This window comes from Synechococcus sp. H70.1, from assembly GCF_047502705.1.
Taxonomy (GTDB): domain Bacteria; phylum Cyanobacteriota; class Cyanobacteriia; order Thermostichales; family Thermostichaceae; genus Thermostichus.
Map to the genome: position 1 here is coordinate 1 of NZ_JANSIV010000151.1, position 15,929 is coordinate 15,929.

Annotated in this window: 16 protein-coding genes; 10 read left to right on the forward strand and 6 right to left on the reverse strand. The window is 60.0% G+C overall.

What is annotated here, in order from left to right; genetic code table 11:
• Positions 1–79: 79 nt before the first annotated feature.
• The 4 genes from NW827_RS09955 (at position 80) to accC (ending at position 3,142) form a co-directional block, all read left to right on the forward strand.
• Positions 80–607, forward strand: coding sequence for a hypothetical protein (locus NW827_RS09955; RefSeq protein WP_414404123.1), 528 nt, complete (start codon positions 80–82; stop codon positions 605–607).
• Entirely contained in the window at positions 577–984 is a 408-nt protein-coding gene (locus NW827_RS09960) for a hypothetical protein (protein ID WP_414404124.1), read from the forward strand. Before NW827_RS09955 ends, NW827_RS09960 begins: the two co-directional genes overlap by 31 nt.
• 57 nt (positions 985–1,041) lie before the next feature.
• Complete coding sequence (locus NW827_RS09965; protein ID WP_414404125.1) at positions 1,042–1,494, forward strand: hypothetical protein; 453 nt, start codon at positions 1,042–1,044, stop codon at positions 1,492–1,494.
• A 283-nt stretch (positions 1,495–1,777) separates the two neighbouring features.
• Positions 1,778–3,142, forward strand: coding sequence for an acetyl-CoA carboxylase biotin carboxylase subunit (accC, locus tag NW827_RS09970; RefSeq protein WP_414404126.1), 1,365 nt, complete (start codon positions 1,778–1,780; stop codon positions 3,140–3,142).
• 26 nt (positions 3,143–3,168) lie between these two features.
• On the opposite strand, the gene dcd is transcribed toward accC, so the two are convergent.
• Both dcd and NW827_RS09980 read right to left on the reverse strand, forming a co-directional pair.
• Complete coding sequence (dcd, locus tag NW827_RS09975; RefSeq protein ID WP_414362173.1) at positions 3,169–3,762, reverse strand: dCTP deaminase; 594 nt, start codon at positions 3,760–3,762, stop codon at positions 3,169–3,171.
• 64 nt (positions 3,763–3,826) lie between these two features.
• Positions 3,827–4,498 (reverse strand): cob(I)yrinic acid a,c-diamide adenosyltransferase, encoded by a 672-nt coding sequence (locus NW827_RS09980; protein ID WP_414404127.1) that lies wholly within the window; start codon positions 4,496–4,498, stop codon positions 3,827–3,829.
• 359 nt (positions 4,499–4,857) lie between these two features.
• On the opposite strand from NW827_RS09980, the gene NW827_RS09985 reads away from it, so the two are divergent.
• Complete coding sequence (locus NW827_RS09985) at positions 4,858–7,041, forward strand: NAD-binding protein (RefSeq protein WP_414404128.1); 2,184 nt, start codon at positions 4,858–4,860, stop codon at positions 7,039–7,041.
• Here NW827_RS09985 and NW827_RS09990 read toward each other — a convergent pair.
• From NW827_RS09990 to accD, 3 genes are all read right to left on the reverse strand, one after another.
• Positions 7,038–7,736, reverse strand: coding sequence for a class I SAM-dependent methyltransferase (locus NW827_RS09990; protein WP_414404129.1), 699 nt, complete (start codon positions 7,734–7,736; stop codon positions 7,038–7,040). The genes NW827_RS09985 and NW827_RS09990 overlap by 4 nt on opposite strands.
• Before the next feature lie 73 nt (positions 7,737–7,809).
• Complete coding sequence (locus NW827_RS09995) at positions 7,810–8,184, reverse strand: STAS domain-containing protein (protein WP_414362180.1); 375 nt, start codon at positions 8,182–8,184, stop codon at positions 7,810–7,812.
• Positions 8,185–8,333: 149 nt separating this feature from the next.
• The gene (accD, locus tag NW827_RS10000) at positions 8,334–9,296 is read right to left on the reverse strand and encodes an acetyl-CoA carboxylase, carboxyltransferase subunit beta (RefSeq protein ID WP_414362182.1); all 963 of its coding nucleotides are present in this window, start codon (positions 9,294–9,296) and stop codon (positions 8,334–8,336) included.
• Between the two features lie 137 nt (positions 9,297–9,433).
• On the opposite strand from accD, the gene NW827_RS10005 reads away from it, so the two are divergent.
• The 4 genes from NW827_RS10005 to NW827_RS10020 all read left to right on the forward strand — a co-directional run bounded on the left by NW827_RS10005 (position 9,434) and on the right by NW827_RS10020 (position 12,392).
• Complete coding sequence (locus NW827_RS10005; protein ID WP_414503640.1) at positions 9,434–10,306, forward strand: tRNA (5-methylaminomethyl-2-thiouridine)(34)-methyltransferase MnmD; 873 nt, start codon at positions 9,434–9,436, stop codon at positions 10,304–10,306.
• A 122-nt stretch (positions 10,307–10,428) separates the two neighbouring features.
• Complete coding sequence (locus NW827_RS10010) at positions 10,429–11,013, forward strand: hemerythrin domain-containing protein (RefSeq protein WP_414404131.1); 585 nt, start codon at positions 10,429–10,431, stop codon at positions 11,011–11,013.
• A gap of 213 nt (positions 11,014–11,226) precedes the next feature.
• Positions 11,227–11,433 carry a hypothetical protein gene (locus NW827_RS10015; RefSeq protein WP_414404132.1) on the forward strand — a complete coding sequence of 69 codons (207 nt, stop codon included), beginning with the start codon at positions 11,227–11,229 and terminating at the stop codon, positions 11,431–11,433.
• A 296-nt stretch (positions 11,434–11,729) separates the two neighbouring features.
• Positions 11,730–12,392, forward strand: a complete 663-nt coding sequence (locus NW827_RS10020; RefSeq protein WP_414404133.1) for a hypothetical protein — start codon at positions 11,730–11,732, stop codon at positions 12,390–12,392.
• Between the two features lies 1 nt (position 12,393).
• Here the strand turns inward: NW827_RS10020 and gcvP are convergent, their stop codons facing one another.
• Positions 12,394–15,330, reverse strand: a complete 2,937-nt coding sequence (gene gcvP, locus NW827_RS10025) for an aminomethyl-transferring glycine dehydrogenase (RefSeq protein ID WP_414404134.1) — start codon at positions 15,328–15,330, stop codon at positions 12,394–12,396.
• 214 nt (positions 15,331–15,544) lie between these two features.
• On the opposite strand from gcvP, the gene psbU reads away from it, so the two are divergent.
• The gene (gene psbU, locus NW827_RS10030; protein WP_414404135.1) at positions 15,545–15,907 is read left to right on the forward strand and encodes a photosystem II complex extrinsic protein PsbU; all 363 of its coding nucleotides are present in this window, start codon (positions 15,545–15,547) and stop codon (positions 15,905–15,907) included.
• Positions 15,908–15,929: the final 22 nt, after the last annotated feature.

A 15,929-nucleotide genomic window follows, 5' to 3' on the forward strand; every position in this document is an offset into this window, starting at 1 on the left:
GGACATTTGGTCTTAAGTGCTTCGCTGGTGATCCCTCCTCCAGAGGCTGACAGAGTTTATGGTGGCCAAGTACGTGCATTTGGCAACTAGGTACCCGGCCATCAGACTGCTCAACGATCTGCAAGAGTTTCGGGAAAAAACTGGCGATCTAAAGTCGGTGGTACACGGCTACGAGCCCCATGATCATGTTTATGAGCAATTGGAAAAACAAGGCGGCACCGTTTTGATGCGGGGGTTCGGGATCGTCGCTTCTCAGGTGCTGGAGCGCCTCTACGAAGCCCGCAAAGTCAACCCTCGCATCTCGGTGGTGCATCTGAGCCGTGCGCCCAAGAGTGGCAATCGCTTCGGACGGGCCAAACGAGTAGTGGAGAACCATTGGGAGTTTCAGCCCTTCAACTGGCCCAAGGGCACTTGGGGTGGGGTTCTGCGCGCCAAATTGGAAGCAGCAACCCCCCTGGAACGGCGCGAACTACTGGAAGCCTGGGGCGGCACTACAACGGCAAGTCGGCGCAGGTGGCGGCGGATTGTGCGGCAAGGGCTGCAGGAGGGCTGGTACTCTTTGGCAAGGTGGAATCGGTGGCTCTCGGCGACAAGGGCAAGCCGGTAACCTACATTCGAGGTACCCACAACAACACCCAATTGAAGGTGGAAGCCGATTTTGTTATCGACTGCACGGGCTTGGTTTCGGATCCCATGACCAATCCCCTCCTCAATAATCTGCCCCTCAATCCCCACGGACGCCTACATGTTTCCAACGATTTTGAGCTGGTGGAGATGCGCAACGGGGATGGACGGATGTACGCTGCCGGGATCATCACCTTAGGTGGACCCTATGCGCCGGTGGATACGTTTTTGGGCCTGCAGTACTGTGCCCATCGATCGGTGGAGCACTTGGCTCGGCTGGGGGCACCAGGAGTTAAAGGTCTAGAAGGGATCCGATCCCTGTGGCAGTGGTGCAAGTGGGCCTTGAACCTCAGCCCTTAGCCTTTGAACTGAAGCCAAACGAACTAACGATTGGGGCCAACGAAACTGGAGGAAACCATGACACCCACTCTCATTGGCCGTTGGCAAACCCGCATTTTTTTACTGGCTACTGTAGGTGTTTTAGCGACTTTGCCTTTTTACTTTGGACTGACTGGACATAGAGGCAGCCTTACCTATTTTTGGGTGCTGTTCTACGTAGGTTTGTTTGGCTGTCTTTGGGATGTTGTCTATAACTACCTGATGGGGTGGAGGTGGGATCACGATTGGCCTGGGATCCTACAGCTTTTGGCCGGCATTTGGGAAGGGCTTTTCTTGGGCACAGTCCTGAGTCTGGTGGGCCTTCCCCATATCCCAAGCCAACGGTTTGACCTGGGCGACTTTATTCTCCACTACAGCGTGGTCTGGGTTTGCCTTTACCTCAGCGCTTGGGTGGTGATGCGGATTTTGTTTCCCCGCTGGCGCTTTCGCGGCGGAGAGTGGCTGGGGCCATGGCCTCGCTCCGACAACTAGAGAAACCAGAGTTTTGCCCCCCGCAAGCCTGTACTCTGATGGCTCGCACCCAGATCAACCTCTACCTGGAGATCCTTTGCGCCCCTGGGATCCTGCTGAAGCCGGATCCCTGCCGCCTTAGCCCCAGCTAGGGTGCCGGCTGGATTGGCCGGAGGGGGGATCCCCATCTAGGGTGCTCTACCCTTCCGTCTGCTTGCCATAGTAGGATCAGCACCTGCGTAGCCTACCTGCAGAGGCCGCTGGTCTTTAGCGGTCGGGGTTTTTCTAGCCTCAAACGTCCCTCATGCCGCCCATCACCAAGATCCTGATTGCCAACCGAGGCGAGATTGCCCTGCGCATTATCCGCACCTGTCAGGAAATGGGGATCCGCACTGTGGCCGTCTACTCCACTGCGGATCAGAACTCGCTCCATGTCCAACTGGCGGACGAGGCGGTCTGTGTGGGGGAGGCCCCGGTGGCCAAAAGTTACCTCAACATTCCCAACATCATCTCGGCAGCCCTTACCCGCGGTGCCAATGCCATTCATCCGGGCTACGGGTTCTTGGCAGAGAATGCCAAGTTTGCCGAGATGTGTGCCGACCACAACTTAATTTTCATTGGCCCTTCCCCAGAGGCCATGCGCAAGATGGGCGACAAGGCTATGGCGCGCGAAACCATGCAGGCGGTGGGCGTGCCGACAGTACCTGGCAGCCGTGGGTTGATCACCTCTGAGGAAGAGGCGCTGCGGCTAGCTGAGAAAATCGGCTACCCCGTGATCATCAAAGCCACTGCCGGAGGCGGGGGACGGGGTATGCGGGTAGCCCGCGATGCCCAAGAATTGCTGAAGATGATGCGCACCGCCCAGGGGGAAGCCCAGGCAGCCTTTGGCAATGGGGGGATCTACTTGGAGAAATACATTGAGCGGCCCCGTCATGTGGAGTTTCAGATTTTGGCCGACAGCTATGGCAATGTGGTGCACCTCTATGAACGGGATTGTTCAATTCAGCGGCGGCACCAAAAACTGCTGGAAGAAGCCCCTAGCCCTGCTCTCACGCCGAGCTTGCGCGCTCGCATGGGAGCCACGGCGGTGAAGGTAGCCAGGGCAGTAAACTACGTGGGGGCAGGCACGGTAGAGTTCCTGCTGGACAAAAATGGCCAGTTCTACTTCATCGAGATGAACACCCGCATCCAGGTGGAGCACCCCGTAACTGAGATGGTGACTGGCCTGGATCTCATTGCCGAGCAAATTCGCATTGCCCAAGGCCAGCCCCTCACCTTTCGCCAGAAGGATGTGCAACTGCGGGGCCATGCCATCGAGTGCCGCATCAATGCCGAGGATCCCAAACAACAGTTTCGTCCCTGCACGGGCACCATCACCGCCTACTTGCCCCCTGGGGGGCCAGGGGTGCGCATGGACTCCCACATCTACACCGACTACACTATCCCCCCCTACTACGACTCACTGCTAGGCAAGTTGATTGTCTGGGGGCCTAACCGGGCAGCAGCCATCCGCCGCATGCAGCGAGCCTTGGGGGAGTGCGCCATCACGGGTGTGCCCACCACGATCCCTTTTCACCAGCAGATCCTGCGTCACGAGGCTTTTTTGCGGGGTGAGGTGCACACGGATTTCATTGCCCAACACCTGCTGAGCAGTTCCTCCGAGCGCTAGAGCGCGGGACTTCCCATTGCCGTCTGCTAAACCCTAGCCACCACCACCTGCTGCGGCTGATCCTGGTACTTGCCTTGGCGGTCGGCATAGGTAATTTGACAGGGATCCCCCTCCAAAAACAGCAGCTGCACTACCCCTTCGTTGGCATACACCCGGCAGTCAGCGCTGGAGGCATTGGAAAACTCCAGCGTCAGGTAGCCCCGCCACCCTGCTTCAGCTGGAGTTAGGTTGGCAATCAACCCCACCCGTGCGTAGGAAGACTTGCCGATGCAGATGACAGTAATATTGTCGGGCACGTGGAGCCGCTCGAGGGACACCCCCAGCCCATAGGAATGGGCAGGGATGATGAAGTAGTCTCCCATTTCGTCGTGGTGGAGCTCCACAGGTTCTAGGTTCTTGGGGTTAAACCGCTTGGGATCCACCACGGTACCGGGCACATGGCGGAAGATCTTAAATTCCACAGGGGAAAGGCGAATGTCGTAGCCATAGGAGGAAAGTCCGTAGCTCAAAACAGGCCGCATCTGTCCATTCCACTCCACGGCCCGCACCAATTCGGGGCAAAACGGCTCGATCATCCCTCGCTGCGCTTGCTCCCGGATCCAGCGGTCGCTTTTTAGCATGGCTACAGGACATAGGGACCAGAGAATTGGGGGAAAGAGCGTATAGCTGCGGAGCACAAAACTATCAACTGCTGACCCGCGAGGGAGCCAAGCAACTCCCCAGGCCCCGGGAGGGCTCCTGCCGTGGGCGCAGTTGGGTGATGAGATCGGCGCGTTCCAGGAGAGAAGCCGGCATTTCGGGCCCGGTGATGATCATGTCCATCCAGACCGGACGCTGATCGACCAGGTCTAGCACCTGTTCTTCTGGAATCAAGCCCAACTTGATGGCCAAGCTCAACTCATCCAGCACCACCAAGCCATAGCGGCCACTCCTGACGGCCTCCTGGGTAAATTGCCACAACTCGTCCAGAGCTGCTCGCTCCTCCGGCTCCAGATGCGGTGTATCGATGCAGCGGTGTAGACGGCAACGAACCCACTCCAGCGAACTGCCCAGCAAAATCCGGTTCTCCGGGCCTTGCTTAATCCCACCTTTGAGAAACTGCACAATCAACACCCGCGTTCCCTGACCCGCCAAGCGCAGCGCCTGCGCCATCACGGGGGTGAACATGCCCCGACCGGGATGGGTGTAGAGTTGCAGGGATCCCTGGGGGATGAGATGGGCGGGAAAGGCTCCATACCCTTGGAGAAAGGAGTCGCCAGCAGTAGAGCTAGCCTGGGCAGCAGGCTGTTTGACAGGGGCAACAGGAACAGCATCCTTGGGGGAAGGCATAGGGTTAAGGGAGGCAGTGCAAACCATGGTTTTATCTTGGGAGTGGGCAAAAGGACAATACCCCGCGAACTAGGGATTGCCCACAACCCAAAAACAGAAGCGTCACCCACAGCCGGCACCAGGACCTATCCTTTACCGAGGTGGGCGACAGCCGCTAGGCTGCAGAGCCTGGAAGTGGCGCAAGGCGCCAGCCACGGATTCCATGAAACACCACCTATGGCTATCCGTCAACGAGCGAGGGCTTTCAGCAGCCGACGCCCAAAGTTTGCCCCTCCTAGGCGGTTTTTCGAGCTCCGCCGACTTTCTTAGAAGGCCAGGAGCTTGTCGCGGCTAGCTGAGGCCTCTTGCCTTGCTGGGTATAAAGGGAGCAGAGCAGAGGAGAGGGTATGGCTGGCTCTCTTTCCCAAACGCCAAGTGTGTACCTACAAGACAATGGCTGCCCCCTAGGTGCCTCCGTTCTACTCTGTGGCTACAACGATTTGGCAGAGTTGACGCTAGAGATTCTAGAAGAATTTGGACAGCGGGCAGTGGTGGTGGCTCCCTGCCCGCCGCCCTCTCGGAAAGGGGGATGGCAATACCTGCAGGGGGATCCGCACCGGGCGGAAGTGTTGCGCCAGGCGGGGATTGAGCAGATTAAGGTGGCCTTGCTTTTGGAGGACAACGACCAAGCCAACTTCGAGCTGGCCCTCTTGATTCGAGATCTCAACCCGCAGGCGCGTATTGTCTCTCGTCTGTTTAACCCTAGCCTTGCCCGCTACTTGGACTCAATTTTGCCGCAGCATTTTTCCCTCTCAGTTGCCGGCTTAGCGGCCCCTGCCTTCGCCCTCAAGGCCGTCTCGGACGAATTTGTTGGCTACTTCGAGCTGCCTCAGCTAGAGGCTCAGCCGGCTACGCTGCCACCGGAGCTGGCGGATCCGGTCCACTTTGGTGCTGAGCAAGAGACCACCCTCTGGAACGTGGTGGAGCTGACCATTGGCTACAACTCCCGTCTGCTGCACATGCCCCTTGAGGAACTGGAAGAAACTTTCCGGGCGCGGGTGCTGTTTCACTACCCTGGAGATGGACTGTCCAACTTTTCCGAGTCTCGGGTTTTCGAGGATTTCGACCCCAAGGCAGAGCTGCTGGAGGGGGATCGCATTTTGGTCGTCTGCGACCCGCGGGCCTATTTGCAACTGTTGGAGCGCAACGGGCGGCGAGGTTCTTCGCGGGCGCAGCGCTGGGCTCATGCGAAAAACCAAAAACGGGGGCAGCGACGCCAATCCCCCAGCTGGGAATCTTTTTTGTCTTGGCTAGACAAGGGACTGCGGCAGCTGCTCCAGGTCAAGCCCCTCGTCCGCACCCTCGTCTTCACCCTAGGAGGAATGCTGGTGCTGGGGGTGATCAACTTCAGGAGGATTGGCAAGCCGGTCGTCGACGCGCTGCTGCTGACCATTGTGGTGCTGACGGGGGGCTACGGAGATATCGAAGCTTTTCAGCAAGCGGAGACCCCTCTAGGGGTGAAGGTGGTGGCGGTGGCCATGACCTTGGTGGGGGCTGCTCTGGTGGGGTTAATCTACGGATTGGTGACCGACAAGTTGGTGAGCAGCCGCTTTGGGCTGGGTGGGGCCGCCCGCATGCCCAAAGCGGATCACGTGGTGATCGCGGGGTTGGGACGGCTGAGCTACTTGGTGCTGCAATTGTTGCGGCAGATGGGCTATGAGGTGGTGGTGGTAGAGCCCGACAGCGACAATCCCCTGCTGAAGGCCGCGGAACGGGAGGGGGCGGTGGTGATCCGAGGCAACTACGCCTTGGCCAGCACGCTGCACCAGGCCCGCATCCAAAGCAGCCGCTCTTTGATCTGCACGACGCCTGACGATCTCACCAACCTCGAGACCGCCCTGACCGCCCACAGCCTGCAACCTGGGATCCGCACCATTTTGCGGGTCACGGATCCTGCGCTGGCGGCGCGGATGCAGCGGCATCTGCAGACGCTGGGAACCAGCTACAGCACCACGGCCCTGGGGGCGCGGGCTTTTGCTACGGCAGCGTTGGTGGGATCCGTTTACGGCACCTTGACTTGGGACGGGAAAACGCTGCTGGTGACGCTGCTGGAGGTCTCGGCCCATGACCCTTACCTGGGGCTATCCCTACGGCAACTGGCCCAGGATTACGACCTGGCGATCTTGCTGCATCACTCCCGGCCGGGCCGGCCCTGTGTTTTTCCCAAGATCTGGCAGAAAGAGGGCGAGACCCTGTTGAAGCGGGGGGATCGCCTATACGTGATGGGGACGGTGGGATCCCTGCTTCGCCTGGCCCAGGGACGCCCCCTGCCGCCGGAACTCTATCAAGTGCGGCTTTTGGAATACCGCAACCCCTACTTTGAAGACGAGATCCTCTCCACCTTATCGTTTTATGCGGGGCTGCCCAAGACGGCCCTGAAGCCGCTGTTGCGCTGCCTGCCGGCGGTGGTGAGCCCCCCTCTCCCCCGCGACAAGGCCATTAAGTTGGCCCGCCAACTGCGCAAGATGAACACCGAGGTGGAGGTGTTTGCCCAGGCACAGGCCGAGCGGCGGATCCCTGAAGTCCTCTAGGGCTTTTCCGCCACAAGTCGCACAAAGCGATTCTTCCCGTAGAGCTCTTGCGCCACCACTCTCAAGCCAACCTTCTCCAACAGCCAGGCTAGGTCCTCAGCGCTGAAGCGGTTGTGCTCGTAGAAGTGGGTAAACTGATCCACCAAGGTGTCTAGGGGTGTTTCCGGCTGAAACAGTTGGGCTTCTGTGGCAGCATCGAAGTAGAGACTAAGCGGGGCGCGCACCCAGTCCACTAGCAAAAACCGTCCTCCTGGCTTGAGCAGGCGTCGCACCGCTTGCAACAGGCGCACCGGCTGCACCATCTCGTGGATCACCACCACTGCCTGGGCTGCATCAACGCTGCCATCTGGCAGGGGCAAGTGGGGATCGTGCAGGTCGTCCTGCAGCAGGTGGATGCCAGGGATGTCTTTCAAGTCTGCCGCTGCCCGCTCCAACATGTAGGGCATTAAATCTACGCCAATGAAATGTCCGCCGGGGTAGCGCTGGGCCCACTGCCGGAGGACATACCCCGGCCCCGTTCCCAAATCCAGCAGGCAGGGCGCAGCGGGCAAGCAGGGCTCAACATGCTGCTGCCAAAACTGCCAAAAGGCCTCATTGAAGCGCCCAGGAGCGGTAGCCAGCATCTGCTCGCAAAAGCTAGGGCCACGGTGGTGCTGGTAAAGGAGCTGAAAGGTATCGAGGCCAGCTTGGGGCATGGCTAAGCCTCCTCAACGGATCCTGGGAACAAAGTCAGAGGCGTAGGCAGGGCATCGCAGCAACTCAGTTGGCCTAGCGGGCGGCGGAAGCAGTGGAGAAATTGGCAACAGCCGTCTCCAGGTCGTCAAAACAGGTCAAGACCTTCTCCATTGAGGTGAGCCTGAGGACAAGGGCGACGCTTTCGGGAACGCAACAGAGGCTGAGGTTGCCACCGGCAGCCCGGCACTTGCGCAGGGCCGAGATCAGCACCCCTAGGCCAGAGCTATCCATAAAAGTAACTGCCGACATGTCAATCAACAGGTTGTGGTAGCCAAAATCCAAAACCTGCTGCAGCAACTGCCGCACTTCGGAAGCGGCCCTGGCGTCAAAGCGACCCTCCAGGGGCACAATCGCCAGTTCTTGCCCTTGCGGAGTTTTGGCAGTCCGGATGCGTAGCTTAAGATCCATTGTTTCTGGTCAAGACTTCATGCCCTACCTTAGCACTATCGGTTGCTGCCATGAACCCCTCAGCAGAAAATTCCCCTTCTGCCGCTTCTTTGGCAGGACAATTTCCAGCTGGCTGAGATTATCTGCCAAAGGGAAGGGGGAGCTGGCGACTACCCCGTAGAGAGGGATCCCACCTTGGCTTCCCATCTCAGATCCGGGCCGTCGGGCGTGGGAAGGGACATATGTAGGCGGGGACGGTGCATAGCAAGCAATTGGGCCAAGCGCTTGCGCAGTTCAGTCCGCGGCACGATTGCATCGATGAGCCCATGGGCTAGCAAGTACTCAGCCGTCTGGAAGCCCTCCGGGAGTTTGCCCTTGCCAATGGTTTGCTCGATAACATTGGGCCCGGCAAACCCTATCTGGGCGCCGGGTTCGGCCAGGATCAAGTCTCCCAGCATGGCAAAGCTGGCGGTCACTCCCCCATAGGTGGGATGGGTAAGCACGGAGATAAACAACTGCCCGGCTTCGCGGTGCCTTTGCAGAGCGGCTGCTGTTTTGGCCATCTGCATCAGGCTGAGGATCCCTTCCTGCATACGGGCTCCCCCCGAGGCCGAAAAAAGGATCAGGGGCAGGTGATCGCAGGTGGCGCGTTCGGTGAGACGGGTAATCTTCTCGCCTACAACCGAGCCCATGCTGCCGCCCATGAAGCGGAAATCCATGACGCCAATGGCCACCCTCATCCCTTCCAGAGTGCCCAGCCCGGTCAAGACGGCATCCTTGAGCTGGGTGCGCTCCTGGTAGGCGGCCAGGCGCTCGGCGTAGGGCTTTTGGTCAAAAAAATGCAGCGGATCGGTGGGGGCCAGGTGCTCGTCGAGGGGCTGCCAGGAGCCGGGATCCAAAAGCTGCTCCAGCCGCTGCGGGGCTGTGATGCGATGGTGGTAGCCACAGCTAGGGCAGACCTGCCAGTTCTGCTGCAGATCCTTGGTGTAGGTGAGCGCATCACAAGCTGGACACTTCTGCCACAGGCCGTCGGCAATCTCTCGCACTTGCCGCTCTTTGTCAAAGGGGCTGCTGCCTGTCAAGTTGAGAGAAGTCTGTTTGCGCCGCTCGGCAAACCAATCCAGTAAAGACATAGCCGCTGAGGTACCCCCCTAGCTAGGGATGGCCAGAGCTGAATCTACAAGCCCTGCCGGTGAGCCGCGAAACTCATCTTAACGTTCTCAAGCTATCAAAGAATCGCCAAGCTGGAAATAGAGACTTGCAGTAGACCATGACCGCAGAAACCCAGTGGCAGGTGCTGACCACAGGGGATGGATCCCTGACTTTTTTCTCCCAGGAGTTCGGGCAGGCTTTTCACAACCTCAGCGGCGCTGCCCAGGAGGCACTGGAGAAGTTCGTCCGCCCTTGCCGGCTGGATCGGCTGCCGTTGGAGCGGGATCCGGAGGATCCTATTTGCCTTTTGGATATTTGCTTTGGCCTTGGCTACAACTCCGGCCTAGCCTTGGAGACAATCTGGCAGGTGCGGCCCAATTGCCGTGTGGAAGTCATTGGCCTAGAGCGATCCCCAGAGGTGCCCCGCCAGGCCTGGCAGGTGGGGGTGGGATCCACTTGGAGCTTTAGCAAGGAGTGGCAACGTTTTATCCACGAGGGATCCTGGCAATCACCGCGCTGGCGCGGAAGGCTGCTGTGGGGAGATGCCCGCCAAACTCTGTTGCAGGTGCCGCTGGGATGGGCGGATGCGGTGTTTTTGGATCCCTTCTCCCCTTCCGTTTGCCCAGAGCTGTGGACGGTGGACTTTTTGCGGGCAGTGGCGGCGCGAATGCGCCCCGGCGGGATTCTGGCCACCTATTCCTGTGCGGCAGCAGTGCGGGCAGCTCTGCTGGAGGCAGGCCTGTTTATCGGCTCGACACCACCGGTGGGTCGCCCCTGGCCAGGCACGGTGGCCTCACCTCAACCGGATCACCTGCCGCCCCTCTCCCCCGTCGAGTGGGAGCACCTGAAAACCCGCGCCGCGGTGCCCTACCGGGATCCCACCTTGCGAGGGGATAGAGCCCAGATTCGGCTGCAGCGCCAGCAGGAACAGCAAACTTCACCCCTTGAGCCCACTTCCGCCTGGAAACGCCGCTGGCTTGTGCAAGCCTAGCAACCGGAGGGCAGCTTTTGCCGGGATTGCTGTTGGGGTGTAGCCAAGACACCTGCACCAGTCCCGTACCCTTACGCAAGCTGCCCTTTCTTGACAAAGTTAAGCTAGTCCGGTGAACTGCCATGTCTACACTGGTTGCCCTTTGGGCCGAGCAGCACCGTGTTATCCTGCAGCTCTTGGCTCGTCTCTCTCGGGCCTCGGAGTTGGATCTGGAGCAGCGGCGTCTCTGGGTGCAAAGGTTGCGGCAGCGCCTCTCCCGCCATATCCAACTGGAGCGCCACGCCCTCTACCCGCTGCTCAGGGCAGCCCTGGCGGCGGAGCCTCGGCTTAGCAGCCAGGTTGAGGGGTTGGAGCAGCGGATGCGGGATCAGATCCCGGAGCTGACCCGCTTTTTGCACCAGGCGGAGCGTGAGCCGCAGCAGTTGGATCCCTCTGCTGCCCTTCATTTTTATCAGCAGTTGCGGGCCCAGTTTGAGCAGGAAGAGAAGCTCTTGCATCCCCTCTTTGCCCAGCGTGTTTCTCCCGCCGCCGAGCAACAGCAGTTGCGCCTGTTCCGCAAGCGCCTGCAGGCCAGTGCCCCCAGTTCTGCTGCCGGTCGTCGCTCCGGTTTGGAGGAATGGGAGCGGCAGGCAGTGACTCGCCCTGTCTTGCCCCGCGAACGCCTTTGGCCCCCGCCAGGTAGCACGGCGTCGATGACCACCCCATAGCCGAGGACGGTCTTGTCATTGGATTCTGCCTTGGGTGGCCTTCAGGAGCGCCGGCGGGTTCGCAATGGCCAGAGCTGTCCGCCGGGGATCTGTGAGTGCCCATGTTTGGAGCAGATTCGCTGGCGGGATCCCCGGGCCCCTGCCCTCCTCATCCACGGATCGCCCCACCGCCCCCTGGCCTGCCCCTTTGCTTGACCAAGAGAAGTCACTGGGGTGGAAGTCCTCACCCGGCCCAACCTCGGCCTCTACACCCAGCCCCTCTCGTTTGTCGGCCTGCCGGTGCTGTCGGTGCCGCTGCGCGAGGGCGGATCCCTGCCCTTTGGCGTGCAACTGGTGGCTGCCCCCTACCAAGAGGCCAACCTGTTGCGGGCCGCCGCCCATCTGGAAGCGCTGGGGATCCCGGATGCGCGGCCTGCCTGAGCCAGCAGAAGCCCCCTTTTGAACTATATCTAGTGTTTCAATTTTGAATCTTTTGCTCCAGACGCTAAATGTGTGATCCCCTCGATGGGAGTAAAAATGTGCTACTCTTAAGGGCCGTTTTTGCCAGAGAGTTTGAATCCTGCCGGGGCAGGACGTGAGCTGCTTGCCTAGAGAGAGGAAAATCTTAAAGTAAAATTAATCCCCCAGTTGTTGTAGCGAATCACCTCTTTTCCGAGTTGGGTCGATAGAATGAACGGCATAAAATAGACACGGTACCCCCACCTGGACTCTATATCATGGATCACCCCACTTCTCTGGCCCAGCGCTACATGGAGGTATGCAAGGCTTACCTTGCGCTCAACGAAGCCTTTGCCAAATTGGATTACTCCTACAGCCGCCTGCAGGAGAGCTTCAGGGAAATTCTCGGCCTAGCCAAGAAGGCTTTGGTTCAACTGCCTATTCTACGACAGCAGGTCGAACAGTTACAGCAGTGCGTCGAACAGAGGGATCGCTTGATTTGTTCCCTGCGAGAAGAACTGCAGGAGAAAGAAGCTCGACTATTGGAACAGGTGAGTCGCGTCACCAGTTTGGAGGATGAATTGGCAAGCTTAACAGAACGGCTGAACCAAGCAGAGGCAGCCCACCAAGCGTTGGAGGCCCGCAACCGTGAGCTGGAAGCAGCTCTGGGAGAGCGAGATCGGCAAATGGATAGCCTGCAAAGGCGGTTGGCGGAATTGGAGCAAGAGAACGCCTCGCTGAAGGCGCAACTGTCTCCGGTGGCTGACCTGCTTACCGGGGACTCAATAAATCTCCTGCAAGAAACGGAGAGGGCTGTTGAGGCCGATAAGGAGGTGCTGCCGCAGGTGCTGGCTTCGCTGCCAGAGACTGAGCGCCTTGTGCAAGAGGCCAAGCAGCTCAGTCCCTCTTCCTCAGAGCTGGACCAGCCGCAGGCAGCTTAATTCAGCCTTCCAGCCAAGGTTGACAACTGCACACCAGGTGACGATCTCCGTAGGCGTTGTCGATGCGGCTGACACTGGGCCAGAACTTGCGCTCCTTGACCCACGGGAGGGGATAGGCGGCTAGGGAGCGAGGGTAGGGGCGATCCCAGTGATCGGCGGCCACTACCTCGGCGGTGTGGGGGGCAAGTTTAAGGGGATTGCGCACGGGATCCATCTCGCCCCGCTCAATGGCAGCAATCTCCTGGCGAATGGCAATCATTGCCTCACAGAAGCGATCCAGCTCTTCTAGGGATTCGCTCTCGGTGGGCTCCACCATCAGTGTCCCCGGCACTGGCCAGGAGATGGTGGGGGCGTGGAAGCCGTAGTCCATTAGCCGCTTGGCTACATCCTCAACCTCAATGCCGACGCTTTTCTTGAGGGGGCGCAGGTCCAGGATGCACTCGTGGGCCACCCATCCCCCCGGCCCTTTGTAGAGCACCGGGTAGTAGGGATCCAACCGCCTGGCGATGTAATTGGCATTGAGGAGGGCCACTTGGGTAGCTAGGGTAAGGCCGGCGGATCCCATGAGGCGGATGTAGGCCCAGGCAATGGGCAGGATGCTGGCACTGCCCCAGGGGGCGGCGCTAACCGGGCCGTTGCAGCCAGGCAAAAAGGGGTGGCCGGGCAAATAGGGCAGGAGATGACGGGCAACGGCAATGGGCCCCACCCCTGGCCCGCCCCCGCCGTGGGGGATGCAGAAGGTCTTGTGCAGGTTGAGGTGGCAGACATCAGCCCCTAACTCCGCCGGACGGCAGAGGCCCACCTGGGCGTTGAGGTTGGCCCCATCCATGTACACCTGCCCTCCGGCCTCGTGGATCATCTGGCAAATCTCGCGGATCCCTTCCTCAAACACCCCATGGGTGGAGGGGTAGGTAATCATCAGGGCAGCCAGGCGTTCCCGGTGCTGCTCCACCTTGGCCCGCAGGTCTTCGAGGTCGATGTTGCCGGCCCTGTCGCAGGCCACGCTCACCACCTGCATCCCGGCCATGACAGCGCTGGCGGGGTTGGTGCCATGGGCAGAGGTGGGGATCAGGCATACCTGGCGCTGGCTTTCCCCGCGGGCCTGGTGGTAGCGACGAATGGCCAGCAAGCCGGCATATTCCCCCTGGGATCCGGCGTTGGGCTGGAGGGAGACGCCGGCAAAGCCGGTGATCTCCGCCAGCATTCGCTCCAACTGGGCAAAGAGGGTTTGATAGCCGCGAGCTTGTTCCAGGGGCACAAAAGGATGGAGCTGGGCAAACTCCGGCCAGGTCATCGGCAGCATTTCTGCCGTGGCATTCAGCTTCATGGTGCAGGAGCCCAAGGGGATCATGGAGTGGACAAGGGAGAGATCCCGGCTCTGCAGGCGGTGGATATAGCGCAGCAGCTCCGTTTCCGAGTGGTAGCGGTTAAACACCGGATGGGTGAGGTAGGGGGTGGTGCGCAAGAGCTGAGGCGGCAAGCTTTGGTGGGGATCCGAACTCAGGCCCTCGGGATCCCAGGCTGGCTCCCTGGAGCCGGCGAAGATTCCCCAGAGATCCCGCAGATCTTGAGAGGTGGTGGCCTCGTCCAGGCTGATCCCTAGAGTTGTCTCGTCGATCCGCCGCAGGTTGATGCGCCGCTGGGCGGCCCGCTCTTGGATCTGCTGCACCTGCTCTGGAGAGGCTGCCCTTACCCAAAAGGTGTCGAAGAAATACTCTGGCCCCACCCTGTAGCCCAGGCCCTGGATCCCGGCGGCCAGGTGATGGGCCTGGCGATGGATGCGTTCGGCAATTTGCCGCAGGCCGCGCGGGCCGTGATAGACGGCATACATGGAGGCCACCACTGCCAAGAGCACCTGGGCGGTGCAGATGTTGCTGGTGGCCTTGTCGCGGCGGATGTGCTGCTCCCGCGTTTGCAGGGCTAGGCGCAGGGCCGGCCTGCCCTGGGCATCTTGGGAGATCCCCACTAGGCGCCCCGGCAGCAGCCGTTTGTGGGCCTCGCGAGTGGCAAAGTAGGCGGCGTGGGGGCCGCCGTAGCCCAGGGGCACCCCGAAGCGCTGAGTGGTTCCCACCACAATGTCCGCTCCCCACTCCCCTGGCGGTTGCAAGAGAGTCAGGCTGAGCAAGTCGGCGGCTACGGCCACCACCATCCCTCTTTGGTGAGCCTGCTCCACCAGGTCGCGGTAATCCCGGATCTCTCCATAGGTGTTGGGATACTGTAAGAGCACACCAAAGCCGTTCCCAAGCTCAAACTGGGAAGGATCGGCCACGCGCACCTGGATCCCCAAGGGTTCTGCCCGTGTCTGCACGACGGCAATGGTCTGGGGATGGCAGCCGCGATCCACCCAAAAAACTGGGGATTGCTTGCCCGCTAAGGTGTAGGCCAGGTTCATGGCTTCGGCAGCAGCAGTGGCTTCGTCCAGTAGGGAAGCATTGGCAATCTCCATCCCTGTTAGATCAATCACCATCGTCTGGAAATTGAGCAGGGCTTCTAGCCGCCCCTGGGCAATCTCCGCCTGATAGGGGGTGTAGGGGGTGTACCAGGCAGGGTTTTCCAGGATGTTGCGCTGAATTACCGGCGGCGTCAGGCAGTTGGAATAGCCCATGCCCAAAAAGGAGCGCCACACCTGGTTTTGGGACGCCATTGCCCTCAGCTCCGCCAACACTTGAGACTCAGGGCACGGGGATCCCAGTTGCAAGGGCCGGTTGCTGCGAATTGCTGCTGGCACTGCCTTTTCCACCAGCTCTCGGAGGGAGCCCAATCCCAAGGCCTGCAACATCTGGCGGATCTGCCGGGCATCCGGCCCGATGTGCCGCCAGACGAAGAGTTCCCGCTGCTCTAGCAGCTCTAGGTCGGGATCTGGGTCAGGGGGAGCTTGAAGAGCCTCCTGCCTAGAGGAGCGGAGGGAAGAAGGGTAGAGCTGGGCTAAGTCGGACATAGGACAAGCCAAACGCAAGGGCAAGTTAGCCAGTTGCAAGCGGACTGTTTCCCCATCATAGTTGTTAAAAATTATTTCTGCCGGTATCTCAACCCGAATTTGGGTCTCGATGCGAGGTAGCGAGGATGAGACACTAAATGGTCGGAAAACGTTAGCAACCTATCCCGTGAGCGCGGTTATGGCTGCTTTCAATCCCGTTTGCAGAGGTGGTACTATGCGTCGGCTGCTGTCTACCTGCTTGCCTGTCTTATTGATGCTTTGCCTGGGCTTGGCCTCGCTTGGGATCCCTGCTGCGGCGGCAGAGCTGCCGCCGGTAAAACACCTCGACACTCCGATTGACGTCAACAACACTATCCTGCGCAACTACCGCCAGTTGCCTGGTTTCTACCCCACTCTGGCCCGCATCCTGGTGAAAAACGCTCCTTACAAAAGCCTAGAGGACATGCTGAAGATCCCGGAGCTAACGGAGCAGCAAAAGGCGCTGATCAAGGCCAACGCGGAGAACTTCGTGTTTGGCGAGTATCGCGAAGGGGCTAGCCAGCTAGAAAACCGCATCAACCAGGGTTACTACGGCTGATTCCCGCATCCCATAGCCCAGG